Source organism: Silvibacterium acidisoli (assembly GCA_022870745.1).
Lineage (GTDB): Bacteria > Acidobacteriota > Terriglobia > Terriglobales > Acidobacteriaceae > Silvibacterium.
Genome location: CP085323.1, coordinates 400841 through 425539, shown reverse-complemented (window position 1 = coordinate 425539; position 24699 = coordinate 400841). Strand labels below are relative to the sequence as shown.

The window sequence follows — 24699 nt, the reverse complement described above, 5'->3', positions numbered from 1 at the left end:
CAATGGGAAAGCTTTCCGGGCCTGCGCGGGACGCCACGATCATGGCGGACCTTATCCGTTTCACTGCGCGCAGCTTTCGAATGGGCCGTCCCGTCCCATTTGGCGCGGCCATCGTTCACAGCAAGTCGGGCGAATTGCTTTATCGCGCCCGCAACGCCGTCATGCGCGAGAACGACCCGAGCGCACACGCGGAACTTCGTACTGTTCGCCTGGCGTGCAAGAAGATCGGCAGTCCATCGCTTGCCGGGTACACGCTCTACACCACCTGCGAGCCTTGCCCTATGTGCATGGCGAATGCGCTGTGGGCGCGCGTGGATCGCGTGGTCTTCGGAGCGACGATTGCAGACGCGAATCGCCACTGCAACCAGATACAGATTCCGGCCAACGAAGTTTCGAAGCGGAGTGACATGCCCTGTGTTGTCGATGGCGAAGTCATGCGCGACGAATGCTATGCGCTCTTTACGCACCCGGCAATGCTGGAAGTCTTCAAGAGCTGGTCCATGCGCAGGACGACGAGGGCACGCGCATGAGCGATCTCCTGAAGCAATCGATTCCGGGAATCATCGCGGATGCGCAGCGTTTCATCACCGAGCCTGCGATCGTCGAGCGGCTCTCCCGGGATTTTTACTGGTACTCTCCGGTGCTGCGCAGACAGCTTGAGGGCAAGCACGCGGATGCAGTGATTCAGCCGGTGAATGTGGACGAAGTCCGCGAGGTGCTGCGTTTCTGTTTTGCGCATGATGTTCCGGTGACGGCGCGTGGAGCGGGAACCGGCAACTATGGACAGGCGATTCCGCTGCACGGCGGCATCGTACTCGACCTTTCGCGTATGGATACGATCCATGAGATTACTGCCGATGGCGTTGCCGTCTGTGGACCTGGCGTGCGGCTTGGGGTGCTCGAAACCGCTGCCCGCACCTCGGGCTGGGAGTTGCGTTGTTATCCGAGCACGATTGCCAAGGCCACTCTGGGCGGTTTTCTCGGCGGTGGCTCGGGTGGCATCGGCTCGATTACCCACGGTGGCCTGCGCGACTTCGGCACTGTGCGAGCGCTTGAAGTTGTCACCATGGAAGCCGAACCGAAGGTGCATCGGCACGAAGGCGAAGCGGTGCATGAAATTCTGCACGCGTGGGGCACTAACGGCATCATCACCAGGATCTGGCTTGCGCTGACGCCCGCAGTCGAGTGGTCACAGTGCGCTGTCGCCTTCGACGGGTTCGATAAGGCGTACGATTTCAGTGAGCGCATTGCGAATGATCCGAGGTGGACGAAGCGGCTGGTTACAACCTTCGAATGGCCGATCCCGTCCGCATTTTATCCGATCCGCAACATCTGCACCGAGGCGAAGGACCTGGCATTCTTCCTGATCGCCCGCGACCAGTTGCAGGACTTTGAGCAGGAGGTAAGAAACGTATCTGCAACAGTAACGTATTCGGGCGATTATGCTGGACTGCGCACCTCGCCGCTGCTCTCTGACTACACCTGGAACCACACCACCCTCTGGGCCATCAAGCAGGACGAGGCTTTCACCTATCTGCAGTGCGGCTTCAATCCTGACAGCGTGCGGGAGCAGTTTCGTTTGCTGAAAGAAAAGTTTGGCGAAGAGATTCTCTTCCACATGGAGTTCATGAAGAACGGAGCTGGGCGAATTGTTCCAGGAGCGATTCCACTCGTGCGCTTTACGACGGAAGAGCGGCTGCTGGAAATGATTCGCTACTGCCGTGAGATCGGCGTGTTTGTTGCGAATCCTCATGTCAACAACGTTGAAGATGGAGGGCGCTTCCGCGAAGACAATGTACAGCTCGCGGCCAAGCGCCGCTATGACCCGAAGGGATTGCTGAATCCCGGCAAGATGTTGAGCTTTCAACCTGCGGAAGAGACAGTGCGATGAAAACCTGGATACCCGATGCAAGGCAGTTCGCTTACCTGAACTGGAAGCAGGTCGAGGCATTGCCGAAAGACGAAACGTTGCTGGTGCTGCCGACGGCAGCGATCGAGCAGCATGGGCACCACCTGCCGGTCGCGACCGATACCCTCATCAATAACATCCTGCTGGGGCGTGCGTTGACGAAGCTTCCCGAGGATCTGCCTGTCTACGCGCTGCCCCCGGTCTGCTATGGCAAGAGCAACGAGCACATCGGTTTCCCGGGCACGCTTTCTGTTTCGGCATCGACATTCATGGCAGTGGTGCGGGACCTGGGCGCGAGCCTGCATGCTTCAGGATTCAAGAAGATTGCGCTTTACAACACGCACGGCGGAAATTCGTCGCTGGTGGACGTAATGGCTCGCGACCTTCGCGCTGAATTCGGGCTGCGGACTTTCTCGTTGTTCGGCTCGGGAGGTATTTCTTTCGAAGGGGTCAGCGAACAGGAGAAGGCGTATGGCTTCCATGCGGGAGAGATAGAGACTGCGTTTCTGCTCGCGGGCACCCCGGAGCTGGTAGACACCAGCGCCTACACGGTGAACTACATCGCAGACGTTGGAAAGCCGGAGTTGCTGAAGCCGGAGAATTCTCCCGCGAACTTTGCATGGCTCACACGCGACATTGCTCCGAGCGGCGTGATGGGCGATCCGCGCCCGGCAACTGCGGAGAATGGCGAGCGCTGGATTGAGGCAGCCGCAATGCGCATTGCCGCAGCGCTCGAAGCGATGGCACGCTACGAAAATCATTACCGCCCATGACTGACTTCATCGACTGTGGCAACGGGGTGAGGCTGGAACGCGGCCTGCGTTGCGCCATGCGCGATGGAGCCGAGCTGGTTTCCGACCATTACTATCCTGCCGAGCCCGGGCCTCATCCAACGTTGCTGATGCGGCAGCCGTATGGCCGCGATATTGCATCCACGGTCGTCTATGCGCATCCAGTGTGGTTTGCACGGCACGGTTATAACGTGGTCATCCAGGATGTGCGGGGGCGAGGCGATTCCGAGGGCGAGTTTTATCCCTTCCGCAGCGAACGCAATGACGGCGCAGACACCATCGCATGGCTGCGGACGCGGCCCGAGTCGAACGGGCGCTTCGGCATGTACGGCTTCTCATATCAGGGCGTCACGCAATTTCTAGCCGCAGCGGAGCAGCCTGAAGGACTGGTTTGTATCGCGCCGGGCATGGCTGCCGTCGATCTCTATCGTGGTTGGTTCTATCACAACGGTGCGCTGCGGCTCGCGTCGAGCATGGGCTGGGGCCTGCAGATGCTTAAGATGGACGCGCGCCGCCTCGGACTGCGCGAAGAGAGTAATCGATTGGAAGCTGCATGGGCGGACTTACGAAGCCAGGCAAACGTACTGCCGTTTCGCGATCATCCGGCGATTCGTTCGGAAGCCTTGCCCAGCTATGTGCGTGATTGGTTCGATCATGATCGCGCAGGAGATTACTGGAGAGCATTGGACATCAGTACGTGCCTGCAACAGATACAAATTCCTGCGCTGCATATTTCCGGGTGGTACGACACGTACCTGCATGGAACGATTGATGGCTATGTCGCCTTGCGAGAGCATGCCGGGAGTGCCTTTGCGCGGGAGAACCAGTACCTGCTTGCCGGGCCATGGGTTCACATTCCGTGGGGCGACCAGATCGGCGAAGTGAATTTTGGCGTGGAGGCGTTGATCGATACCGACGATATCCTGCTGCGCTGGTTCAATCATTGGCTGAAGGATACGGGCGACTTTTCCCGGGAGCCGCGTGTACGGCACTTTTCTCTTTTCGAAAACAAGTGGCATGCAGCGAGCGAATGGCCCGAAAGTACGGCTCTTACCCTGTTTCTGCACAGCGAAGGCCGCGCCAACTCGCGCAAAGGCGACGGGACGCTTGATGCGATACCGCCTTCGTCCGACGAGGCGACAGATATCTTCGTCTATGACCCTGAGGTGCCTGTGCCTTCGCCCGGTCCTGGAGCGGTGAGCGGTTCCTATAACCAGTCGTCGCTTGAGATGGGCAACAATGTGCTGGTTTACACGACGCGGGCTCTTGAAGAGCCGATAGCAGTTCTGGGTTCGCCGCGGGTCTCGCTCTATTGCGCTGCCTCGGCAAACAGCACGGACTTCACGGCGAAGCTCGTGCGCGTGCGCACGGACGGCCGTGCGGATTTTGTCTGCATCGGCATTGCCCGCTCGCAGATGCTTTTTGATGGCGTATACGAGCCTGACCGGATTCACCTCTGGAGCTTTGAGCTTGAGCCCACCTCGTGCCGCTTCGAGAGCGGCGATCGTATTTGTCTTGAGATTGCCAGCAGCGCCTTCCCGCTTTACGACCGCAACCCAGGTGGGGATGTGCCTTCAGCCCGCGCCACTTCGTGGGACTGGGTGCGCTCGACGCAGATCGTATACCACGACGCGGAGAGGCCTTCGGCTCTCCACCTGCCGCTGCGAGGAGATACGGCATGATCGCGCCGCAAATTGAACTGAAGGGGATCCGCAAGCGGTACGCGAACGGCCGGATGATCCTCGATGACCTGAACCTTACTGTCGCGAAGGGCGAGTTTATTAGCCTCGTTGGCCCGTCCGGTTGCGGCAAGTCGACGGTGTTGAAGCTCATATCCGGTCTTACGCCCGCGACTGAGGGCAGCATCGTTATTGATGGCATGACCCCGCGCAATGCCCGCGAGACAATGTCGTTCATTTTTCAGGACGCGACGCTGCTGCCGTGGCGAACGGTGGAGTCGAATGTGGGCCTGGGGCTGGAACTTGAACGCATCCCTCGCGAAAAGCGCCGCGAACGGGTGAGCAGCCTGCTGGAGCTGGTTGGTTTGGGGCATGTGAGCCGAGCCTATCCGCGCGAGTTGTCAGGCGGCATGAAGATGCGTGTCTCGATTGCCCGCGCGCTGGCGACCGGACCGCGATTGCTGCTGCTTGACGAGCCGTTTGCTGCGCTCGATGAGATTTCCCGCGACCGGCTGAATGAAGAACTATTGCGGTTGCGCGAAGAGCAGAAATGGACCGTGGTATTTGTAACCCATTCGGTTGCAGAAGCGGTCTTCCTATCGACGCGCATCGTGGTGCTGGCTCCAAATCCAGGTCGCATCCATGCCGATCTGCCAATAGCATTTGATCAGGAACGCAATGGTGATTTGCGATCCACGCTCGAATATGAGCAGACGGTTACCCGGATTTCCCGCCTGCTGCGCGAGGCCCGAGCATGAAGCGGCTCACTGGTGCTTTGAATGCCGTCGCGATTTTTGCGGTGCTCCTGTTGCTCTGGCAGTGCGTTATCTGGTTCGGACATGTGCCACCTTTCATGCTGCCGTCCCCCGCGAAGGTCGGGCAGGTAGCAGTGGACAGGTGGGCATCGCTGGTGCATTCCTTCGCCATCACCGCATTCGCAGCGGCATTGGGATTGGCCGCGAGCATTGTTGCCGGAGTCGGGATCTCGTTGATTTTTGCCCAGTCGCGTTGGGTCCGGAGGATGTTCTATCCGTATACGTTGCTGTTACAAACCGTTCCCATCGTCGCGATTGCTCCGCTGATACTGATGTGGGTTGGCGCCGGGACAGGTTCGGTCACACTGATCACCTTCATCATCTGCCTGGCCCCGATCATCGCCAATACAACGCAGGGCATGGTCAGCGTGGACGAGAACCTTGTTCACCTCTTCCTTATGCACAATGCGACGCGGGGTCAGATTCTATTCAAGCTGCGGCTGCCTCATGCGATTCCCGCGCTGTTCGTGGGCGTTCGGATCTCAGCCGGTATTGCGGTGATCGGCGCGATCACCGGAGAGCTGTTCGCCGGCTCCAGCAGCGTTGGACAGGGCGGCCTGGGCTACTCGATCATCTACTCTTCGCAGCAGCTGCAAACGGATTACCTCTTCGCGCTGATTGCCGCCTCTGCCGTGCTGGGGTTTGTTTTTTACTTCATCGTCGCCGGGCTGGAGTGGTACTTTCTGCACAACTGGCACGAGTCGGCGCGTACTCCGGAGGTGGAATAGATGCTGCGGCTTGAAACCGGATCCGGATGGTGGCTGGTGACGCACGTCGATCACGCGAGGCTGGCGGGAGCCTTCGCCGAGCACTGGGGCAATGACGTATTTCGATCTCCCGAGCCGCGAACGCATGTGCTGAAAGGCATTGCACGGCACGATGATGGATGGCTTGCCCGCGATGCGGAGCCTCAGATCACGAAGATGGGAAAGCCCAGCGCGTTTTCTGTCGAGCTGGTGGGGAAGTATTCGGCGTTTGAGGAGATCGATCTCGAAGATTACCTCGCCGTGCGTGGGCGGGCCCTCCGCCTGATTGCCGAGGAAGATGCCTATGCCGCGATCCTCGTCTCGATGCACACCTACAACCTGCTGACTGAGCGGGCGGATCGCTCGACGATTGCCCCGGCGCAGCTGCCGTTGCTCGACGCATTTCTCGCCGGGAAGAAGGAACTGCAGCAGCAACTGCGAGCCCGCATTCTTGACGACAATTCCCTGGCGTCAGCCAATAAGAGCGAGGCGACGATTCTCGATCACTTCCGGCTGCTGCAGGCGGTCGACAATCTTTCTCTTCTCACCTGTGTGGATTATCGCGATCCCGCGACGTTGCTGCATCCGCTTGCGATGAATGATGGTGACCACACGACGGTCGCAGTCGAATCCTGCGGGGAGCGCTGCTTCCGGCTCGACCCTTACCCCTTCAACGAGCCGACTTTGTCTTTCACGTTTCCCGCTCGCTTTGTCGAAGGGAAGTTGTTTGCAACGGCGGGGGATTTACAACGGCAGTTTCACGCTGCGCCGGTTGAAAAACTTGTGGTCACAGTTACAAAATAGGAATGCCCGAAACGATTGTGATCGTTCCGGGCATTTCTGTTTCTGGACCCTGGCTAGAATGTAAGTCGCAGAGACATCTGGATCTGTCTTGGACTTCCGATGGTGTGTGTCGTGTAACCGAGCCCAGCCGGGCAGTTGAAGAAGGTTCCAGAGGGCGCGGTGTTATTTGCGCATGACGCCGAGGTTGGAGCCGAGGGGGTTCCCACGACCGGGAAGTCGTTATAGCCCTCGTTCTGCGTCACGTTGTCGCCGGGGATATCGAAGCTTGACGTGTTGGTGAGGTTGAAGACGTCGAAGGTGTAACGTCCCGTGATGTTTTCATTCAGCTTGAAGGATTTTGCCAGTGAGGCGTCAGCGCGCTTCTGGTAGGACTGGCGAAGAATGTTGCGTTGGCCGCTGGTGAAGTTGGTTTCAAAGGTATCGTTCGAGGGAATTGCGCCGCCGAGGCCGCCGGCAGGCAACAAGGGAAGCGTGAAGCAAGTGGCATCGAGTGCCGGCGTGCCGAAAGCGCCCGAGGTTCCGGTGTAAGCCTTCTTCGGCGTGCAGCCCGGAGCAAGCGGCACGATCGGATTGGTGATGCCGTCGGAGACGCCGTAGTAAATGCTGCCGACTGCGCCCGAGTAGTCGATAACGCTGTAAGGTTGGCCACTCTGGATGACGGTCAGGCCCTGCAGTGTCCAGCCATCGACGACGCGGCCTGCCCACGAATTCTCCTTGAAGGCATTGGGCAGCGTGTAGGCGTAGGTGAAGTTGAAGACGTGGGTGCGGTCGAAGTCCGACGAAGCGTAGCCGTCGTGCGGATCGTTTGGGTTATTGCCGTTGTAGAACAGGCCCATCGCGCTCTGTTCGTCGAGCGAGTGGGAATACGTGTAGGAGAAGCCCGCCTGCAATCCGTGGCTGATGCGCTTGTCCACGTGGACAACGAGCGCGTTGTAGGCGGAGAGGCCCGCTGCGGTGTAGCTTTCCGACTCGGCCGAGTAGCCAAGGTAGGGCACGCGCATATCGATGTTGCCGCCTTCATAGGTCCAGAGGTACTTGGTGCCATCCGCCAGTGTGGCCGGAGCTCCGTTGTAATACTGGCCATTCGACGCATCGGGAACCTGCACGCTGTAGCCGTAGGTGTAGTTCTGGCCGTTGATGGGACGAGTTGGCGAGGCGGTGTTGGCCTGGTTGAAGGGCAGCGGGATGACCTGGTGGCGTCCCACATTGCCCTGGTAGCCGATGTCAATGGCGAGATCGTTGCGAGGCTGCCACTGAATGTCGAGCGTGTAGTTGATCGAATAAGGCAGTTTGTTGGCGCGGTTGTAGTTGGCGAAGGAGAAGAGCGCCGCGCCATTCTCGATCTCGGAGAGGGAGGGCAGATATTTGTTGATGTCCGCGGGATTGCCGCTTGGCTGAATGCCGGGCGTGGTGCCCCACGGGTTCGAGAGGTTGATGGTGCCGGTGCATTGCGAGGCGACCGTTGGGCCGGGATTGTCAGGATCGCACTGTACGGTGTTGACGAAGGGCGGCGTCATGGTTACGCCGAAGGGGCCACCGGTGACTTCTCCAGCAGCGTAGCCGGGCGAGAGATAGGTGAAGAGCTCGCCGCGATCGTAGTACATGCCAACGCCGGAGCGCACAACGACCTTGCCGTCGAACTTGCTCGGTTGCCAGGCGAGACCCAGGCGTGGACCGAAGCCCCACTGGCGGCCGGTGAGCGTGGTGTCGCTGACTCCGGCTGTCGGGTACTGCTTGTTGTTGCCGGCGATGATGAAGCCATTGCTGGTGACCTCGCTGCCGTCGAAGGAGTAAAGCGAAGGATCGAAGTTGAAGATGCGGCCGTACTTTTCGGTAAGGCCGCCGTTCCAGTCCCAGCGTAGACCAGCGGTGAGGCTGAGAGTCGGTGTCGCCTGGAACTTGTCCTGAATGTAGGTACCGACCTGGTTGGCGCGATAGTAGCGGTTCGCGTTGCCCAGCATGAATGACGTGGTGGTGAAGTCGTCGTTCTGGTAGGCGAGATTGCCTTCAAGGAAGTTGCCGAAATCAGCGCTGGCGATCATGCCTTTGCCGGTGCGTTCATTGCGCACGTTCAGCTGCGTGTACGAGTAGCTGCCGCCGAAGGTGACGGTATGTCTTCCAAGCGTCCAGATGGCGTTGGCGGAGGGCATCCACCGGTTCTGGAATAGTCCGGTAAAGGGCGACTGTGTGAGGGCGCCGGGACCGATGTTCATCGTGGCGTTGTATACGTCGTTCGGATTGTTGGGCGACGAGTTTCCGAAGTCGTCGATGATGCTGATGCCGGGGAAGTAGGTTGAACCGAAGGTATTGATGCCTGCTTCCTGCGGCGTAAAGGGCTGGTCGTTTACACCATAAGCCTTCTCGCGGATGAAGCCGAAGACTTCCGTCACGCTGAGGTTGGGCTTGATGATCTGCGTGTTGTTGATCGAAAACACCTGGCTGCCGGTGTCGAGCTTCTGGTTGAAGCCTGCAACGCTCGAGTAGGCATAGGGAGCATCGAGCGGATCGTGCTGGTAGTAGTACTTCAGCGCCAGGGTGTCCTTGCTGCTGGCGTTCCAGTCGATGTTGGCGATTCCCTGATCAGCCGTGAAGGTCGAAGTGCCGGGAATGGATGTGTTGTACGGGTCGTTGTAGGTTGGAATAACGCCTGGCGTGGCGGAGGGCACAAGATACTGGCCGTTGGGTAGCTTGTACTGCATCAGGTACTGGGCCACCGGACTGATGTCGGCTGCGCTCATGTTCGTGCCGAAGTTCTCGTTTGCCACGGCTGCGAGCGCGCCGGTGCTGCGGTCGTCCGTCAGCCCCGTGGGCACGGCGAGTCGCGAGATACCGATCTCCTGGTCGGAAATATGTACGTGCTGGTAGGCGAGGTAGCCGAAGAGCTTGTCCTTGATGATGGGGCCGCCGAACGACCCGCCAGCGATGTAACGGTGCAGTTGCGGAACCTTCTCGTTCTCTGGAATGGCGGTCGACTGCTTGAAGAAAAAGGGCGCGGCATTGAGCCAGTCCGTGCCGCGGTGGACATAGGCCTGCGCGTGATAGGCGTTGGTGCCGCTGTCGGTGCTCATGTCGATGTGCGCGCCCGATGTTGAGCCCTGCTGGGCGTCGTACATGGAAGTGTTTACGCGAACTTCCTGCAGCGTCTCCGGGGCCGGCGTCGGCAGGGCATTGCCGATGGCGAGATACACCGATGCGCTGCTCTGTTCGACTCCGCCTGCACCCGCGTTGCCCGTGCCGGTGTTGTTGACGATGCGGGCCGAAGCGACCTGGCTGGTGCTTTTGCCGTTGAAGAGGTTGCTTGCGTCGACGCCGTTCAGCAGGAAGCTATTCGATGTGTCGCGTTGGCCGTTGGCCCAGATCGGCGCATTGCCGAGGCCGCTGTTGGAGCCGGTGCCGCCGGGCAGTTCAGCGTTCACACCCGGCGCGAGGATCGCCACGCCGGTGAAGCTGCCGGTGGGCAGCGGCACGGCGTCAATCTGCGCTTTGTCCATGACGTAGCCGTTGGTGGTGTCGACGGCATTCATGAGCGCCGTCTCCTGCACGGTCACTGAGGTGCTTACCTCGCCGACCTTGAGCTGCGTGTTGATGGTCGCGGTGCGGTCGGCCTGCACGGCTACGGATGGTATCTTCTGCGAATCGTAACCGTCATGGGTGAAAGTCAGCGTGTAGGTTCCGATGGGAAGACTGGGAAAGAGATAGCCGCCTGCGTCGTTTGTCTTCACCGTGCGCGTCAGGCCGTTCTGGTCTCCGACCAGCGTGACGGTGGTGCCTGCAACGGAGCCGCCGGAAGAGTCGGAGACTTCTCCCGTGATGCCACCGAGAGTCTGTTGTGCGGGAGCGGTGAAGGGAGCAACGAGAAGGGCGAAGACAATGGCAAATGCGAATACGAAACTGAAAAGTCTTTTCAACATCAATTCCGGGCCTCAAATGGAGATAGAAAAAAGACACACTTCGGCCGTTCTGCGGCCAGGAACTACCCCGTACTGCGATCGCATTCAGGTCGAGGAAAGCAAGATCGAATTCTGGAGCGGCTGCTGCGAAGTTGTGAACGAGTCAGCTTGTTGGAAAAATCTTTGAGCGAGAATAACTCACTTTGCCGTGGGCCTCACGCCAAAAATTGCCGCATAGCGGATTTTCGTTGACCGGATAAAAGAAGTTTATTCGGCCTGATTTTTCGGGGGTTTCCTCACGCTTGAAGCATCGAAACATGTGCGGAGACGATGCGCCATCCTTCGCTAAGCCGAACCCAGACCTGGCTCTGGCGGCCCTGCAGAAGTTTGTCTCCAACCTGCCGTTCGAACTCCAGGGTGACGCTGCCGTAGTCGCGTCCGAAGGTAACGATATCAAGACGTTTTGTGATGCGAGCGAGGTTAGCCGCGGACCGGCTTCTGCGGAAGGCATCGATTTCCGACGCACCGTGCAGGTTTTCGGTCGCGCCGAAGCGCAGCGCGTATTCCGAATCCCAGAACATTGCCGTCAACGTGGCTGCGTCATTGGTTACGAGCGCCTGCTCGTAGCGAGGGTACAGCTCGGCTAACTCCGCAACCACATCGGGATCGTTGATGATCATGCTTGGAAAAGCTTCCTCTCGGGCAGGATGTGTTTGGAGATCGCGGCGGAGACGGTGAACATGGGTTCGTTCACAACCTGGCTCAAGCGCAGGTTCATGACTGCGCTGCAGAGCAGGTAGGCATGCAGAGGCGACATGCGCCAGCGTTCCGCAAGCAGGTCGACCATGCGCGAGGTTGCTGCGCGCGCTGCTGCGACGGCATCTTCGCCGGATTCGACAACGATCCACTCCGGCCCTCGTGTCTGTGCGCCTGGGGATGACTCGACCAGCGGCGAAGAAATCTTTCCGCCCTTGTGGATGTGAAAACGGAGCGTTGCGTTGGCCGGGCACTCGATGCCGTTGATGCAGACCTCGCCATCGCCCTGCGCTGCGTGCGCGTCGCCCGCGGAAAAGAGCGCTCCGTGATTCAGCACGGGCACGTATAGCTTTGCACCGGTCGATAGCTCGCGTATGTCCATGTTTCCGCCGAAGATGCCTGGCGGCCGCGTGCGAAACTCGCCGTGCTCCGCCGGAGCCACGCCCATGACTCCGCAGAAAGGCTGCAGGGGAACAAGAGCTGGTGCCAGCGACCGAGAGACATTGCCTTCGAGCTCCCAATGGAAAAGATATGGCTCGCTGAAGCGGTCTTTCAAAAAGCCAAGGCCGGGGATCACGCTTGTCCAGCCCCAGCCTTTGTGCGCCACTTCGAGAACCTGGACTTCGAGCACGTCGCCAACGTCAGCGCCCTCGATGAAGATGGGGCCGGTGAGTGCATGGATGCGTCCGCGATCGATTGACTGAAATTCGCCGGCGCTCATGCCGGGCTTTACCTGGCCGCCGCTCGCATCGGCGCATTCCATGTGTACGGTATCGCCATGCGCGATGACCAGGCGCGGAGCGAGATCGCGGTTCCAGCGAGAGTGGGTTGGCTCGGCGGAGAGAGTGTGCTCCGCCATCAGCGGATCTCCGCGGTCATCTGGATTTCAACCATGGCGTTGCGTGGCAGCGCGGAGACGCCGACAGCGGCGCGCACGTGCCGGCCACGTTCGCCAAAGACTTCGATCAGCAGATCGGAGGCTCCGTTGATCACCCTGGGCGAATCGGGAAAACCCGAGGCAGCGTTGACGTAGCCGTTCACGGTTACGATCTGAACGATGCGATCGAGCGACCCTAAAGCCTGCCTGAGCACGGCAAGCTGGATCAGCGCGCACTGCTGCGCTGCTATGTAGCCTTCCTCGATTGTGCGGTCCTGCCCGATGGTGCCGCCCATCACGCTGCTCTCGTTCTGCGATACCACTCCGGCAAGGTAGATCATGTTGCCGACGACCTTTGCCGACAGGTAGTTGCCGCCGGGAGAAGGCAGTTCGGGCAGCTTATGGCCGAGGCCAGCGATTCTTTCTTCGGGACTTTGCGCAGACATTTGCAGGTAATGTAACACGTCTTTTCTGCTGGCAAATCGGGCGATCTCGGATACGATAGCCCCCATGAGTCCCGTCCTGATGACTGTCTTGCTTGCGGTACTGACGTTATTCCTGCCCGCCGACTCTGCCATGCCCGTGATGACAGTGTCACCGAAACAGGCGTCGCCGCAGGACCTGGCTGTTTCGGGAGATGTTCCCGGTGTCGCCACCGGTACGACCGGCTACCTTTCGCTGGCGGAGCTCAGGAAACTTCCTCATGTATCCGCAACAGTTACAGATGACTCAAACTTTACCGCCCCGGCGCATATTGAAGGCGTTTCACTCGACGACCTGCTGGCGGCGCTTCATATCCCGGGGAAGAACACCATGATCGCCGCGATCTGCGATGACCAGTACGAGGCGCACTATGCGGCGGACTATCGTGCGGCTCATCATCCTATACTCGTCTATAGCCTGAACGGCAAGCCGTTGGCGACCTCTGCGCGCACTGCCGATGGCGGGGTCTATGGGCCTTACCTGATTTCGCATGCTGTCTTCAAGCCGCGCTACAGCATTCTTTCGCATCCTGAAGAGGCTCAGATACCGAACGGATTGCTGGAGGTGCGCTTTCTCAACGAAGACAAAGTGCTGGCGGCGATCAAGCCGCAGGGAAGCTTTGCCGAGAACTCTCCGGAAGTGCAGGGCTACCGCATTGCTCGCGAAGACTGTTTCCGCTGCCATAACCAGGGCGAGTATGGCGGCCACAAGGCCAGCCGCACCTGGCAGAGACTGGCAAAGCTCGCCAGTGAGCAGCCGGATTTCTTCTCGGCCTACATACGCGATCCGAAGTCGCAGTATGCCCTGGCGCAGATGCCGGGTGAGCCGAACGACGACGATGCAACCATCAAGGCTTTGACCGCATACTTCGCGACCTTTGCGCCGAACCCGGTAACGACAGGAGACACGCAATGATGCTGCGCGCCGCAAAGATCGCTCTCGTCGCCGCAGTCGCGTTCTTCTACACGCTGGTGGTTTTCAATAACGTCACCGACTATCCGTCGAACTATCTCTTCGTTCATCACGTTCTGCTGATGGATACGACCTTTGCGGGAAATCACGGCATGTGGCGTGCTATTCATCCGTTGCTGCTGCAGACGACCTTCTATGACGGCATCATTCTCTGGGAATCGGTAACGACGATTCTTCTCTGGGCGGGTGTGGTGCAGCTGCTGCGTGCCTGCCGGCGCTCACCGCGCATCTTTCAGGAAGCGAAGAATATCGCGGTCGGCGCGCTCACGCTCGGCATGCTGTTGTGGTTCGTGGCGTTCATTACGGTCGGCGGCGAGTGGTTCTTGATGTGGCAATCGAAGACATGGAATGGGCAGGAGGCGGCTTTCCGCATGTTTGCCTGTATCGGAATCGTGCTGCTGGTGCTGGTCCAGTCCGAGCCTGTCCCTGCGCTGCAGGATCGGTGAGAAACTGGAAGGATGAACGGCGTACGGATGGATAAATGGCTTTGGGCGGCGCGCTTCTTCAAGACTCGTGCGCTGGCGGTGAAGGCCTGCGAGCTGGGGCGTGTCGAGTCGGGCGGCGTGCGTGCGAAGGCTGCAAGAGAAGTCAAAGCAGGCGACATGTTGCATATCCGCAACGAGGGCGGCGACTTTATTGTCGAAGTGCTGGAGCTGAGCGAGGTGCGTGGACCGTCTGCGGCCGCGCAGAAGCTCTACCGGGAAACCGATGAAAGTAAGGATATGCGCGCAAGAGCCGCCGAGCAGCGCAAGCAGATGGCGATGGCCATGGCGGTTACAGATGGCAGGCCTACCAAGAAAGATCGCCGCGAGATCAACAAGCTTCGCGGGCGAATTCACCGGTTTGGGGAATAGTGGCTGTTGTTTCTCACTTTGCGGTGAATGCCTTTGTTGATTAGACGATTGCGGGCTGCCGAAGTGAAAGCGCAGGTCCCTCACTGCGCTCGTGATGACAAACCATAGGCGGGGTGTTTTCCCGGAGACAATCTTCGAGGGATCGGCTCTTGAAACTGAGCCCTGCGCTCCGAGCCCGGTATCAGCTCTCCAGCTTCACCTTGCCTTCGGGAATGGTGAAGGTCTTCAGCGGCACGAGCGTCGCAGTGGGCTGCGTGATCGTAGTGACCGCCTTGTACTCGCAGACCATCTGGGTTGGTGTGATCGTTAGCACCGCGTAGCCGTGCGTGGAAGAGTCCCAGTATTCGATCCACGGATTTGCTGCGCGGATCATTGGATCGAGCAGATTCGGAGGGACACCCATGTTCTTTGCAGGCAGCGGACGGCTCGCCAGTGGAATCGCCGCTTCGATCTCCTCCGCGAAGTTAGCGGAGGTGATGGAGCCGACCATCAGCTCGATGCCGACGTGCGGCTCAAAAGGATTGTCGAAGTCGGTCTTGAGGTATCCGGCGAGAAAAGTGTGCAGGTCGCCGGTGAGCGCAATGAAGTTTTTGATGTCGCCATTTTTCACGACGTTAAGAATGGCGTTTCGCTCCTGCTGGTAGCCGTCCCACTGATCGAGATCGATATAGATGGGGCCAACCTTCAGCTGCATCAGCATGACTTCGTTGGCCCATAGCTTCCACCTTGCGGTCGAGGTCTGCAGCTCGTTCACGAACCAATCGTGCTGTGTCTGGCCCAGCATGGAACGGCTCGTGTCGCCCATCTCTGAGCAGCCAAGCGAGAAATAGCGCTGGAAGGCTTCGTTGTTGCCGCACGGTGGTCCGTCGCGGTACAGCCGCTCGTCGGTGACGATCAGCTGTGCAAGTGTGCCGAAGCTGAAGCTGCGATAGACCTGGATTGAGTTCTCCCAGTCCTGAGTCGGGTCGAAGGCCACATCTGCCAGCCCGTATTCGCTCCATGCCTGGTTGGCCGCCTGTCGCAGCTCGGGCTGCGGAGTCGTTGCTGAATTTGGCGCGACATTGTCGTCGGGGTGAAAGTCCTGGTGGCAGTCGTTGGCGAATTCGTGATCGTCCCACAGCTGGATGTAGGTGAACTTCTCATGCACCGCCTGCTGGTTCGCATCGGAGCGGTAAACCTGGTAGAGGTGGCGATAGTCATCGACATTCTGCGGAATTGCGCCTCCCGATGCAAAGGGAGGCACGGTGCGGATGGGGTTGTTCTGGAAGCTCGGTGCCGCGATGGTTTCGTAGATGTAGTCGCCGAGGTGAACGACGTAGTCCACCTGCTCCTGCGCGAGGTAGTTCAGAGCGTTGTAGTAGCCATTGCCGTAGTCCTGGCAGACGATCTGGCCGAGCTTCAGTTGCGGCAGAGCAGCGTCGGGCGCGGGCAGGGTCTTGCACTGGCCGGTGCGGCTGGGAATGCCGTTGTAGAGGAAGCGATAGTAGTAGTTCGTGAAGGGCGCGAGCACCGCGTTCGCGACGGGGATCTTCACCGTCGAATCGCGATCGGCCGGGACCAGCGCGACGCCTTCGATGAGGACGGTTGCAAAGGCTGGATCAGCCGCGATCTGCCATGCGACCATGTCGCCCGAGGGTGCGGCCTGCTGCGAAGGGTCGACGCGTGTCCACAAAACTACGCCGTTGGGTAAGGGATCGCCCGAGGCCACGCTCTGCGGATAGGTGGCTGCCTGCTGCGCAGGTGTTGCTGCGGCGTTTACGTTGAACAGAGCCTGCCTGTCCGCATCGGAGAGGCCACTGATCGCGGGGTCCAGTATGAAAGGAACCGCATTGGAGTATTGGCTGACGATCTGCGCTGGCAGTGGCTGGCTTGCGGCGAGCCAGGCGAGCACTCCGCTGGCCGAGCTGTACTTCACAAATTCACGACGATCCATGGTTCTTCCTCCGGGGGATTGCGGAGAGCGTTCCGCGGGTGCAGCCATTGAACCCGGTCGTCATAAAATGCCGATGAATGCGTTATAGGTTCGGGATAAGGCATTGATCTCGTGAAAACCCACGACGGTCACAAAACAAAGTGGCTGTGGAAAGTGCGGCTTGCACGCCAACAGGTGCTGTGTTACAAATGAATCATTCAAGTTTGCTCTTACGAGCGAGCCTGAATTTCATGAAGAGTGGCTGAGGGACGGGCCCTGTGACGCCACGACAACCGGCTCAGGCAATCTGAGACATCGGTGTCACCTCTCTCCTGAATCCGGCAACGGAGTCAGGGCACATGAGATTCGGGGATGCATTGCAGTATCGCATCTCGCTGATTCCAGTAGTTTAGCAGTACGAAGTGTTAGCAGAGTAACGTCACGCACGCCCGTGCATATGTACCCGTAGAGGTAATCCTCTATTGGTCCTGAGGTCGCCTTCGAATATGAGGGACCAATGGCAATTGCGTATGAGTTGCAATGTCGGGAGTGTGGCAAGCGTTACGAGAACGCGCCCCTTTCCATCTGCGAAGCCTGTTTTTCCCCTCTTGAGGTCCAGTGCGATCTCGAGGCTGCCCGTAAAGACTTTACCCGCGAGAAGATCGCCCAGGGTCCGGACAGCATGTGGCGCTACAAGGCGCTGCTGCCCGTGCCGGAAGAATACGTAGGACCAACGCCATCGGGTTGGACGCCGCTTCTACGCGCGCCCCGGCTGGCCAAGCGCATCGGCGCGAACAATCTCTATATCAAGAACGATGCCGTCTGCACGCCGACGCTGAGCTTTAAGGACCGAGTAGTCTCGGTCGCACTCGCCGCCGCACAGACCTTCGGCTTCGACACCGTCGGATGCTCCTCGACCGGCAACCTCGCCAATGCCGTCGCTGCGCACGCCGCCCGCCTCGGCTTCAAGACCTACATCCTCGTTCCTGCCGATCTCGAGCCGGCCAAGATCCTTAACACCCAGGTGTACGGCGCGAAGCTGGTCCGCATCGACGGCAACTACGATCACGTCAACCGCCTGTGCTCGCAGATCGCCGATCGCTACAACTGGGGATTCGTCAACGTAAACCTTCGCCCCTACTACGCGGAAGGCTCGAAGACGGTCGGTTACGAAATCGCCGAGCAGCTTGGCTGGCGTCTGCCCGACAACATCGTATGCCCCATGGCCGGCGGCTCGCTGATCACCAAGATCAAGAAGGCGTTCAAGGAACTGGTCGAGCTTGGACTGGTTGAAGACAAGGAAGTTCGCTTCTTTGGAGCGCAGGCCACCGGCTGCTCGCCGATCTCTGTCGCAGTGAAGACCGGTGCCGATCACATCGAACCGCAGAAGCCGAACACCATCGCCCGCTCGCTTGCCATCGGCAACCCGGCTGACGGCGTTTACGCGGCACGTGCGATCCGCAACAGCGGCGGCTGGGCTGAGGATGTCTCCGATGTCGAGATCGTCTCCGCGATCCAGGAGCTGGCCGAGACCGAAGGCGTCTTTACCGAGACCGCAGGCGGCGTTACCACCGCTGTGACCGCCCGCCTCTACGCTCATGGCCGCATCAAGCCCGATGAGCTGACGGTCAGCGTCATCACCGGCAACGGTCTCAAGACGACCGATGCACTCGCCGGTGTCTATGAAGTGGAAGAGCCGGTTCGTCCGCGCCTTACCGATTTTGAAGCGTACTTCGAGCGCCAGAAGGCGACGCTCGGTATCGAGGAACTGGAAGCCATCGCAGGAGGAGCAAGTGTCCGTTAGAGTTTTGTTGCCCAACGCATTTACGAAGCACACCGAAGGTAAGAAGGAAATTCAGTCGAACGCAGCAAACCTGAACGACCTTCTGACGGATATCGAAACCGAGTTCCCGCAGCTGAAGACCCATCTTCGCGATGAGCAGGGTCAGGTTCGCCGCTTCATCAACTTCTACGTGAACGAGGAAGACATCCGCTTCCTCGGCAACGAGAAGTACACCTTCAAGGACGGCGACGAAGTTCTCGTCATCCCGTCGATCGCCGGCGGAAGCTGTAGCTGCTGTTCCTACTGTGGACAGGAAGACTGTACCTGCTGCTAAGCGCAGCTCCTCAGCGGCTGAAGCCGCTTGCATCACAAAACGATAGCGGCACGGCTGAAGCCGTGCCCTTCCAAAACATCAAAGCAAAAGGCCGGAAGGGAATCCTTCCGGCCTTTTGCTTTGCGGCAAGCGTTTGTTCCGTTCGGCTAAGATGTTACCGACCATGAAAACTCCCGTCGGCCTGCTTGCTCTCACCCTTGTTGCCGTTCCTGCATTTTCCCAAACCCTCACCGCTGGCGATGCTTTCCAGAAGATCAAGGAGCGCTACGGCAACCATCCGCCGGCGAACACGGTCGACACGCTTAAAGCCGGAGATCCCTCGACGCCGGTCACCGGCATCGCAACGACTTTTATGGATACGATGCAGGTACTTCAGGAAGCGGCGAAGCGCGGCGACAATCTCATCATCAGCCACGAGCCGACCTTCTATAACCATCCGGATGACACCACGTTCTTCAAAGACGACGCTGTCTACAAGGACAAGCTGGCCTTTATCAAGGCTCATCACATGGTCGTCTACCGCATGCACGATGAGATTCATGCGACACAGCCGGACGACTTTGCCGTCGCGCTGGTAAAGAAGCTTGGCTGGACGCAGTACGTTACGGACAAGAACGCGGCCCGTCCCTATCATCTTGTGAAGATTCCCCAGACGACGCTCGGTGAACTTGTCGACTACCTCGAGAAGAAGACGGGGTCGAAAACGATGCGCGTGGTCGGCGATCCCAAGCTGGTCGTGACCGGCGTGGGGCTCTTGCCAGGCGCTTCGGGACTCGAGAAACAGGTGATCATGCTGCGTCGAGACGATGTGCAGGTGCTCGTCGCAGGCGAAGCGTCGGAGTGGGAGACGGTCATCTACGCGAACGATGCCATGGCGCAGGGCAAGCCGAAGGCGCTGATTCTGCTGGGTCATGAAGTGTCGGAAGAGCCGGGAATGGTCGAGGCCACACCCCAGATTCAGGCGCTATTTCCCGGCGTTCGCGTCGACAACATCCAGGCAGGGCAGGCGATGTGGAGGCCTTAGGACAGGAAACAGGATTTAGGAATCAGGGGTTAGGAATGAGAAGAGGCGGAGCATAAGCTCCGCCTCTTTATTTTTTGTTTTTCTAATGCCTAATTCCTAAATCCTAGACCCTGCCTTATTAGAACCCCATGATGTTGTAGCCCGAGTCGACATAGATGGTCTCACCGGTTACGCCGCTGGCGAGGTCTGAGGCCAGATATACAGCCGTACTGCCTACTTCCGACTGCTCGGTGTTGCGATGCAGGGGAGCGCGATCGGCGTGCGCTTTGAGCATTTCGCTGAGGCCGCCGATGCCGCGGGCAGCCAGCGTCTTGATGGGGCCGGCGCTGATGGCGTTTACGCGAATGTTCCGCCTGCCGAGGTCGGCTGCGAGGTAACGGACGGTCGCCTCGAGCGCGGCTTTCGCGACGCCCATGACGTTGTAGTGGGGAACTACCTTCTCCGCGCCGTAGTAGCTGAGGGTGATGATGCTGCCGCCGTCGGTCATTAGGGCCGAGGCAGCGCGGCTGACGGCGATCAGCGAATAGACGCTGATGTCGTGCGCCACGCGGAAGCCGTCGCGGGAGGTGTGGATGAAGTCGTTCTTCAGTTCATCGGCGGGAGCGTAGGCTACCGAGTGCACCAGCACGTGCAGCTTGCCGTACTTCTCCTTCAGGTGCGCGAAGACCTGTTCGATCTCGGCATCGTTCGATACATCGCACTGGAAGGCTTCGGAACCGGGCAGTTCGGCGATCAGGTCCTGCGCTTCGGCCTTCAGCCGCTCGTTCTGGTAGCTGATGGCCAGCTTTGCGCCCGCCTCATGAAGCTTCTGTGCAATGCCCCAGGCGATGCTGCGTTTATTCGCCAGTCCAAATACCACCGCTACGCGGCCTTCAAGGTTCAGCATGAGACAACTTCCTCCAAAGTGAAAGGATAGCAGCCGGAAACGGCAAAAATCATCTCTCGCAATCCATAGCTGTAGTGGTGTAGATTTTTCACTAAGGACCCTTTTCATCGCATTCTGAAGTCGCGCCTTGAAACAGGCCTTCGCCTACCCGTTTTTATCGGCGATGAGTTGAGGCATATGGCAGCGATCGCAATGAGCCACGACCCTGGAACTGACCGCAGCAGCCTGCGCGTCCTTCCGCAAGTATGGCGCCTGGTGACTCTCGCCATCGTGCTGTCTTCTTTATCCCTGGCAGCATTGCTGCTGAACGAGCGTACTGGCGGCATCACGGTTGTGTGGCCATCCAACGGCATGCTTCTTGGTGTCTTGCTGTTGTCGCCACGAAGGCATTGGTCCGCGTATCTTACGGTGGGTCTTGCGGTCGATTTCGGTATCAACATCAGCCTGTCTAATCCATCGTTTACGGCCTTCTACCTTGCGGGCTGCAATATGCTGGAGGTTTCTATCGCAGGGTTCCTGCTGCGCAAGGTGCTTCCTGCGGAGCCCGACCTGACGCAGGGGCGCGAGATGGCCCGCTTTCTGCTGTTTGGGGCTATCCCTGGCCCCGCAGTGGCTACGCTCATTGCCTCTCTTGTGCTGCAGAAGTTTCATTCGAAAGAGATGGCGCACGTCTTTCGGATGTGGGCGACAGCCGACGTGCTCGGTATTGCGACGGTTACTCCGCTCTGCCTTGCATACCGGCAGGCGAGCCATCGGTGGAAAGAACTGCTTACTGACGGGATTCCGCCGTTCCTATTTCTCATCGTGATTAGCGGATGGGTTTTCTGGCAGACGAGCTATCCGTCCTTGTTTCTTGTAGTTCCGTGCCTGCTGTTTTTGGGCATGCGTGCGGGGCTGGCTGGTTCCACGTTGGGGCTGCTCTCGGTTTCCGTCCTCGGCGGATTCTTTACTGCTGCCGGTCACGGCCCGGTTGCGCTGATGCGCAACCGCTCGATCGAGGCCCAGGTCCTCACTTTCCAGTTCTTCATCGCTGCGTCCATGATCACGTTGTATCTGCTGGAAGTGGTGATGGCCGAGAGCCGGCGCTTCCAGAAGAGCCTGCAGGCCAGCGAAGCTTACTTCCGGCTGCTTGCCGAGACCTCGCGCGACATTATCGTGCTGACCGATCTCGACGGAGTGCGGCGTTATGTGTCGCCCGCATCGACGGAGCTTCTGGGCTGGTCGCCCGAAGAGCTCGTAGGGGGCTCGTACAGGCAGATCGTGCATCCTGATGACATGGCGTCTCTCTCAACCCTGCTCGAGGGTGTCCTCCATGGCGGTCCCGAAAGATTCCTCTCTTATCGCTGTCGCCGCAAGGATGGCAGTTATCTCTGGATGGAGGCCAACATGCGGCTCTATCGCGATCCGATGAGCGGCAAGCCCATCGGCTTTGTGAACGTGGTGCGCGACATCTCGGGCCGGAAAGCAGCGGAAGATGAGCTGGCCAAGGCCTTCCAGCTGGTGGAGAATCTTGCCAGCCTCGACGGGCTCACCGGCATCGCCAATCGCCGTCGCCTCGACCAGGTTCTGGAGCAGGAATGGAAGCTGGCCATCCGCAACCAGCATCCGATCTCCTTTCTGCTGGTCGACGTGGATCACTTCAAGGAATATAACGACCTCCATGGCCACCTGCGCGGCGATGACTGTCTGCGCGAGATCGCCCGTATCACGCGGGACAAGATCTGCCGCCCGGCAGACCTTGTCGCTCGCTACGGTGGGGAAGAATTCGCTGTCGTGTTGCCTAACACATCTGCGGAAGGTGCGGAACAGATCGCGGAACAGATGCGTGCCGCCGTGCAGGCGATGAGCTTCTCGCATCGCGGCGCTCCGCGGGAGATCATCACGATCAGCGTCGGTTGCGCCACCGCGACTCCGTCGCAGGAATCGGTTGTCAATGAACTCGTATCAGCAGCCGACGCAGCTCTCTATCGCGCCAAAAATGCGGGACGCAACATGGTGCAGGTGGCAGACAACTAGGGCCCCGTCAGCCTCCCAGATCGAGGAGCTCCACTTTATCCATCGGCGCACCGAGAAAGCGCGAACCCAGCGTCTGGAACTTTTTCACGGAGTCAGTGGCGAAGAATCTGCGCTCGTGTGGCTTCCCGTCCTCGCGGCAGAACTCGGCGGGAAGACAAAGGGCGTCCGCTACCTGCGTTGCCGTCGCTTCTGCAGAGTCGATAACCCGGATCGTCTCCGGAACCGCTTCCTCGATCTTCGTTCGCAGCAGGGGATAATGGGTGCAGCCAAGCACCAGCGTGTCAGGCCTGCCTGCGGCATCGGCCAGCAGCTCGGAGAGGTAGATACGCAGCACCTCGTCGGTCACCGGATGGTCGATCCATCCTTCTTCGACCAGCGGAACGAGCAGCGGACAGGCTTTTTCCACGGCACGCATTCCGCGCTCGCGGCAGGCCTCTGCATAGGCATGGCTCTCGACGGTCGCGGCGGTTGCTATCACCAGTACGTCGCCGCTTTCGGTCGCATCCTTTGCTGCGTTTGCGCCTGTCTCAATCACGCCCAGCACCGGAACACTCACCGACTCGCGAATTGCGTCGAGCGCCAGTGCAGAAGCCGTATTGCAGGCGATGACCAGGTAGTCGGCCTTCTGTTCTTCGACGAGAAACTTTGCGCTCGACACCGCGTAACGCGCGACGGTCTGTTGCGATTTCGCGCCGTAGGGCAAACGGGCTGTGTCGCCGAGATAGATATAGTCGGCGGATGGCAACCTGTCCATCAGCGCACGGAGCACGGTCAGCCCGCCGAAACCTGAATCGAAGACACCGATGCGCATGGTTACTGACCGCCTCCCATGGCGCTGTCCGAGGCTACGTAGACGCGCGTCAGGTCGGCGTGGCCGGCCAGCGTATCGGCCTGGCGCCCATCGACCAGGAAGCGGACCTGGGCGATGTCAGGCAGGTTCGCATGCAGCGTGCCGATAATCGAAAGCAGCGTCAGCGTCTCCGGCTCAATGCCGGAAGGGTGCATCTGCCCGAACGAGGGGCTGAAGTTCACAACTGCCATTTTCCCTTGCTTGCTTTGTGGCACCGGCATCAGAAAGACCTCATCCACTCCCGGCGTTTCTGTGCCCGGAGCCAGGCTTGCTCCGCCCATCGGATGCGTGGAATGCGGCTCGCGATAGGCGCTAAGCAGCGTGGTCAGGATGATCCTCGCGCGCGCGTTTTCGTCCTGCGGCAGCGGCAGGCTGCGCTGGCTTTCGAGCAGCGAACCATCGGCGTCGTTTGGAATCAGCAGGGTGATGGCCGTTGGCGGAGCTTCGACCGGTTCCACCAGCGGCATTGCGCTCTGCGCGCGGTACAGACGGTCCTGTGCGCGCTCGCGCAGCCGGATCAGGATCGCGGCCATGGTGACCGCGGCGATCAGCATGGTGAAAAACAGGATGCGCTGCGCTCGGGAGATCACGGCTGCTGCCTCCAGTCATTGCGCCATTCGTCCAGAGCAGCCGTCAGGGCATCGAGCAACGTGCGCTGGTATCCCGCATCGTCAAGTGCTTTGGCCTTGGTGGAGCTGTTTGCCGCCAGCGGGGCAATCTCGACCGCAACGGACGGGCAGGTGAAGCTGTCCATCGGTTGCAGCGCGGTGCGGCCCAGCGTTACCGGAATCTCTGCATGCGCCAGTGCCGAATCGATCTCTGAAGCCAGCTTCAGGCTCTGGGTTACGTAACCGGCCTGTGCCGTCTGCCAGGGCATGAAGCGGGTTGCGGTCGAGGGCGCGAGCGACGAGGTGTAGATATGGACACCACTGCCGGTAGTCGTCGCATGGATCAGGATGCAGGCGGCTGCGGCGGAGCGGTCGGCCAGCTCGGCCCGCGTCGTTGCGGGAACATTTGCGTCGCTCTCCCGCGTGGTGACCACGCCGATGCCGTGGGCCGAAAGTATGGATCGCAGCCGGATGGAGAGGCTGAGCGTGAGGTCTTTTTCCAGCAGATGATCGCTGATGCGCGCGCCGGTCTCGTTGCCTCCATGGGCGGCATCGATAACGACCATAAAGCGTGGAACCGCCGGCGTGGAAACGGCTGCGGGAAGATGCGGCGGGTTCGCGGGCGATTGTTGTGGAATCTGCACGGCCTGCGGAGCGTCCTGAGCCGAGGCTGCAGTAAGGGCCAGAAACAGCGCGGACATGCCGGCGCG

General features: G+C 59.6%; 23 protein-coding genes and 1 riboswitch. Of the genes, 14 read left to right on the top strand and 9 right to left on the bottom strand.

What is annotated here, in order from left to right; all coding sequences use genetic code 11:
- Nucleotides 1-41: 41 nt before the first annotated feature.
- Genes LJD29_RS01750 through LJD29_RS01720 form a run of 7 tightly spaced genes read left to right on the top strand, consistent with a single transcriptional unit; the run spans nt 42 to nt 6744 of the window.
- Nucleotides 42-530: a nucleoside deaminase gene (locus LJD29_RS01750; protein WP_446744034.1), complete on the top strand. Its 489-nt coding sequence runs from the start codon at nt 42-44 to the stop codon at nt 528-530.
- Nucleotides 527-1891, top strand: coding sequence for an FAD-binding oxidoreductase (locus LJD29_RS01745; RefSeq protein WP_446744033.1), 1365 nt, complete (start codon nt 527-529; stop codon nt 1889-1891). Before LJD29_RS01750 ends, LJD29_RS01745 begins: the two co-directional genes overlap by 4 nt.
- Entirely contained in the window at nt 1888-2682 is a 795-nt protein-coding gene (locus LJD29_RS01740; protein ID WP_446744032.1) for a creatininase family protein, read from the top strand. Before LJD29_RS01745 ends, LJD29_RS01740 begins: the two co-directional genes overlap by 4 nt.
- Entirely contained in the window at nt 2679-4382 is a 1704-nt protein-coding gene (locus LJD29_RS01735; RefSeq protein WP_446744031.1) for a CocE/NonD family hydrolase, read from the top strand. The genes LJD29_RS01740 and LJD29_RS01735 overlap by 4 nt, the downstream gene beginning before the upstream one ends.
- Nucleotides 4379-5137, top strand: a complete 759-nt coding sequence (locus tag LJD29_RS01730; RefSeq protein ID WP_446744030.1) for an ABC transporter ATP-binding protein — start codon at nt 4379-4381, stop codon at nt 5135-5137. Before LJD29_RS01735 ends, LJD29_RS01730 begins: the two co-directional genes overlap by 4 nt.
- The gene (locus tag LJD29_RS01725; RefSeq protein WP_446744029.1) at nt 5134-5922 is read left to right on the top strand and encodes an ABC transporter permease; all 789 of its coding nucleotides are present in this window, start codon (nt 5134-5136) and stop codon (nt 5920-5922) included. Before LJD29_RS01730 ends, LJD29_RS01725 begins: the two co-directional genes overlap by 4 nt.
- The gene (locus LJD29_RS01720; RefSeq protein WP_446744028.1) at nt 5923-6744 is read left to right on the top strand and encodes a DUF3891 family protein; all 822 of its coding nucleotides are present in this window, start codon (nt 5923-5925) and stop codon (nt 6742-6744) included.
- 53 nt (nt 6745-6797) lie between these two features.
- On the opposite strand, the gene LJD29_RS01715 is transcribed toward LJD29_RS01720, so the two are convergent.
- The 4 genes from LJD29_RS01715 to LJD29_RS01700 all read right to left on the bottom strand — a co-directional run bounded on the left by LJD29_RS01715 (nt 6798) and on the right by LJD29_RS01700 (nt 12779).
- Nucleotides 6798-10655 (bottom strand): carboxypeptidase-like regulatory domain-containing protein, encoded by a 3858-nt coding sequence (locus LJD29_RS01715; protein ID WP_446744027.1) that lies wholly within the window; start codon nt 10653-10655, stop codon nt 6798-6800.
- Between the two features lie 275 nt (nt 10656-10930).
- Entirely contained in the window at nt 10931-11314 is a 384-nt protein-coding gene (gene hpxZ / locus LJD29_RS01710; protein ID WP_446744026.1) for an oxalurate catabolism protein HpxZ, read from the bottom strand.
- Complete coding sequence (locus LJD29_RS01705) at nt 11311-12249, bottom strand: acetamidase/formamidase family protein (RefSeq protein WP_446744025.1); 939 nt, start codon at nt 12247-12249, stop codon at nt 11311-11313. The genes hpxZ and LJD29_RS01705 overlap by 4 nt, the downstream gene beginning before the upstream one ends.
- Complete coding sequence (locus tag LJD29_RS01700; RefSeq protein WP_446744024.1) at nt 12249-12779, bottom strand: RidA family protein; 531 nt, start codon at nt 12777-12779, stop codon at nt 12249-12251. The genes LJD29_RS01705 and LJD29_RS01700 overlap by 1 nt, the downstream gene beginning before the upstream one ends.
- Between LJD29_RS01700 and LJD29_RS01695 the strand changes: the two genes are divergently transcribed.
- Genes LJD29_RS01695 through LJD29_RS01685 form a run of 3 tightly spaced genes read left to right on the top strand, consistent with a single transcriptional unit; the run spans nt 12778 to nt 14576 of the window.
- On the top strand, nt 12778-13665 hold the full coding sequence (locus LJD29_RS01695; protein WP_446744023.1) for a hypothetical protein: 888 nt from the start codon (nt 12778-12780) through the stop codon (nt 13663-13665). The genes LJD29_RS01700 and LJD29_RS01695 overlap by 2 nt on opposite strands.
- Complete coding sequence (locus LJD29_RS01690) at nt 13662-14168, top strand: DUF2165 family protein (protein WP_446744022.1); 507 nt, start codon at nt 13662-13664, stop codon at nt 14166-14168. The genes LJD29_RS01695 and LJD29_RS01690 overlap by 4 nt, the downstream gene beginning before the upstream one ends.
- Before the next feature lie 27 nt (nt 14169-14195).
- Complete coding sequence (locus LJD29_RS01685; RefSeq protein ID WP_446744021.1) at nt 14196-14576, top strand: Hsp15 family ribosome-associated heat shock protein; 381 nt, start codon at nt 14196-14198, stop codon at nt 14574-14576.
- A 181-nt stretch (nt 14577-14757) separates the two neighbouring features.
- Here the strand turns inward: LJD29_RS01685 and LJD29_RS01680 are convergent, their stop codons facing one another.
- Nucleotides 14758-16509 (bottom strand): alkaline phosphatase D family protein, encoded by a 1752-nt coding sequence (locus LJD29_RS01680; protein WP_446744020.1) that lies wholly within the window; start codon nt 16507-16509, stop codon nt 14758-14760.
- Nucleotides 16510-16734: 225 nt separating this feature from the next.
- Nucleotides 16735-16854, top strand: a riboswitch (SAM riboswitch).
- 151 nt (nt 16855-17005) lie between these two features.
- On the opposite strand from LJD29_RS01680, the gene thrC reads away from it, so the two are divergent.
- The 3 genes from thrC to LJD29_RS01665 all read left to right on the top strand — a co-directional run bounded on the left by thrC (nt 17006) and on the right by LJD29_RS01665 (nt 19629).
- Nucleotides 17006-18292: a threonine synthase gene (thrC, locus tag LJD29_RS01675; RefSeq protein ID WP_446744019.1), complete on the top strand. Its 1287-nt coding sequence runs from the start codon at nt 17006-17008 to the stop codon at nt 18290-18292.
- Nucleotides 18282-18605 carry a MoaD/ThiS family protein gene (locus LJD29_RS01670; RefSeq protein WP_446744018.1) on the top strand — a complete coding sequence of 108 codons (324 nt, stop codon included), beginning with the start codon at nt 18282-18284 and terminating at the stop codon, nt 18603-18605. The genes thrC and LJD29_RS01670 overlap by 11 nt, the downstream gene beginning before the upstream one ends.
- Before the next feature lie 163 nt (nt 18606-18768).
- Nucleotides 18769-19629: a Nif3-like dinuclear metal center hexameric protein gene (locus LJD29_RS01665; RefSeq protein WP_446744017.1), complete on the top strand. Its 861-nt coding sequence runs from the start codon at nt 18769-18771 to the stop codon at nt 19627-19629.
- 118 nt (nt 19630-19747) lie between these two features.
- Here the strand turns inward: LJD29_RS01665 and LJD29_RS01660 are convergent, their stop codons facing one another.
- Complete coding sequence (locus LJD29_RS01660; RefSeq protein WP_446744016.1) at nt 19748-20515, bottom strand: enoyl-ACP reductase FabI; 768 nt, start codon at nt 20513-20515, stop codon at nt 19748-19750.
- A 177-nt stretch (nt 20516-20692) separates the two neighbouring features.
- Here LJD29_RS01660 and LJD29_RS01655 point away from each other — a divergent pair, with 177 nt between their 5' ends.
- The gene (locus LJD29_RS01655) at nt 20693-22531 is read left to right on the top strand and encodes a bifunctional diguanylate cyclase/phosphodiesterase (RefSeq protein ID WP_446744015.1); all 1839 of its coding nucleotides are present in this window, start codon (nt 20693-20695) and stop codon (nt 22529-22531) included.
- Nucleotides 22532-22538: 7 nt separating this feature from the next.
- Here the strand turns inward: LJD29_RS01655 and murI are convergent, their stop codons facing one another.
- The 3 genes from murI to LJD29_RS01640 are packed head-to-tail and all read right to left on the bottom strand — an operon-like array spanning nt 22539 to nt 24690.
- Entirely contained in the window at nt 22539-23342 is an 804-nt protein-coding gene (gene murI, locus LJD29_RS01650) for a glutamate racemase (protein WP_446744014.1), read from the bottom strand.
- 2 nt (nt 23343-23344) lie between these two features.
- Complete coding sequence (locus LJD29_RS01645; protein ID WP_446744013.1) at nt 23345-23971, bottom strand: GerMN domain-containing protein; 627 nt, start codon at nt 23969-23971, stop codon at nt 23345-23347.
- Nucleotides 23968-24690, bottom strand: a complete 723-nt coding sequence (locus LJD29_RS01640) for an N-acetylmuramoyl-L-alanine amidase family protein (protein WP_446744012.1) — start codon at nt 24688-24690, stop codon at nt 23968-23970. The genes LJD29_RS01645 and LJD29_RS01640 overlap by 4 nt, the downstream gene beginning before the upstream one ends.
- Nucleotides 24691-24699 lie beyond the last annotated feature (9 nt).

Excerpts from the sequence above, each read along its gene's own strand:
- LJD29_RS01750 (WP_446744034.1), top strand. The coding sequence starts at position 42 with ATGGCGGACCTTATCCGTTTCACTGCGCGCAGCTTTCGAATGGGCCGT.
- LJD29_RS01745 (WP_446744033.1), top strand. The coding sequence starts at position 527 with ATGAGCGATCTCCTGAAGCAATCGATTCCGGGAATCATCGCGGATGCG.
- LJD29_RS01740 (WP_446744032.1), top strand. The coding sequence starts at position 1,888 with ATGAAAACCTGGATACCCGATGCAAGGCAGTTCGCTTACCTGAACTGG.
- LJD29_RS01735 (WP_446744031.1), top strand. The coding sequence starts at position 2,679 with ATGACTGACTTCATCGACTGTGGCAACGGGGTGAGGCTGGAACGCGGC.
- LJD29_RS01730 (WP_446744030.1), top strand. The coding sequence starts at position 4,379 with ATGATCGCGCCGCAAATTGAACTGAAGGGGATCCGCAAGCGGTACGCG.
- LJD29_RS01725 (WP_446744029.1), top strand. The coding sequence starts at position 5,134 with ATGAAGCGGCTCACTGGTGCTTTGAATGCCGTCGCGATTTTTGCGGTG.
- LJD29_RS01720 (WP_446744028.1), top strand. The coding sequence starts at position 5,923 with ATGCTGCGGCTTGAAACCGGATCCGGATGGTGGCTGGTGACGCACGTC.
- LJD29_RS01715 (WP_446744027.1), bottom strand. The coding sequence starts at position 10,655 with ATGTTGAAAAGACTTTTCAGTTTCGTATTCGCATTTGCCATTGTCTTC.
- hpxZ (WP_446744026.1), bottom strand. The coding sequence starts at position 11,314 with ATGATCATCAACGATCCCGATGTGGTTGCGGAGTTAGCCGAGCTGTAC.
- LJD29_RS01705 (WP_446744025.1), bottom strand. The coding sequence starts at position 12,249 with ATGGCGGAGCACACTCTCTCCGCCGAGCCAACCCACTCTCGCTGGAAC.
- LJD29_RS01695 (WP_446744023.1), top strand. The coding sequence starts at position 12,778 with ATGAGTCCCGTCCTGATGACTGTCTTGCTTGCGGTACTGACGTTATTC.
- LJD29_RS01700 (WP_446744024.1), bottom strand. The coding sequence starts at position 12,779 with ATGGGGGCTATCGTATCCGAGATCGCCCGATTTGCCAGCAGAAAAGAC.
- LJD29_RS01690 (WP_446744022.1), top strand. The coding sequence starts at position 13,662 with ATGATGCTGCGCGCCGCAAAGATCGCTCTCGTCGCCGCAGTCGCGTTC.
- LJD29_RS01685 (WP_446744021.1), top strand. The coding sequence starts at position 14,196 with ATGGATAAATGGCTTTGGGCGGCGCGCTTCTTCAAGACTCGTGCGCTG.
- LJD29_RS01680 (WP_446744020.1), bottom strand. The coding sequence starts at position 16,509 with ATGGATCGTCGTGAATTTGTGAAGTACAGCTCGGCCAGCGGAGTGCTC.
- thrC (WP_446744019.1), top strand. The coding sequence starts at position 17,006 with ATGGCAATTGCGTATGAGTTGCAATGTCGGGAGTGTGGCAAGCGTTAC.
- LJD29_RS01665 (WP_446744017.1), top strand. The coding sequence starts at position 18,769 with ATGAAAACTCCCGTCGGCCTGCTTGCTCTCACCCTTGTTGCCGTTCCT.
- LJD29_RS01660 (WP_446744016.1), bottom strand. The coding sequence starts at position 20,515 with ATGCTGAACCTTGAAGGCCGCGTAGCGGTGGTATTTGGACTGGCGAAT.
- LJD29_RS01655 (WP_446744015.1), top strand. The coding sequence starts at position 20,693 with ATGGCAGCGATCGCAATGAGCCACGACCCTGGAACTGACCGCAGCAGC.
- murI (WP_446744014.1), bottom strand. The coding sequence starts at position 23,342 with ATGCGCATCGGTGTCTTCGATTCAGGTTTCGGCGGGCTGACCGTGCTC.
- LJD29_RS01640 (WP_446744012.1), bottom strand. The coding sequence starts at position 24,690 with ATGTCCGCGCTGTTTCTGGCCCTTACTGCAGCCTCGGCTCAGGACGCT.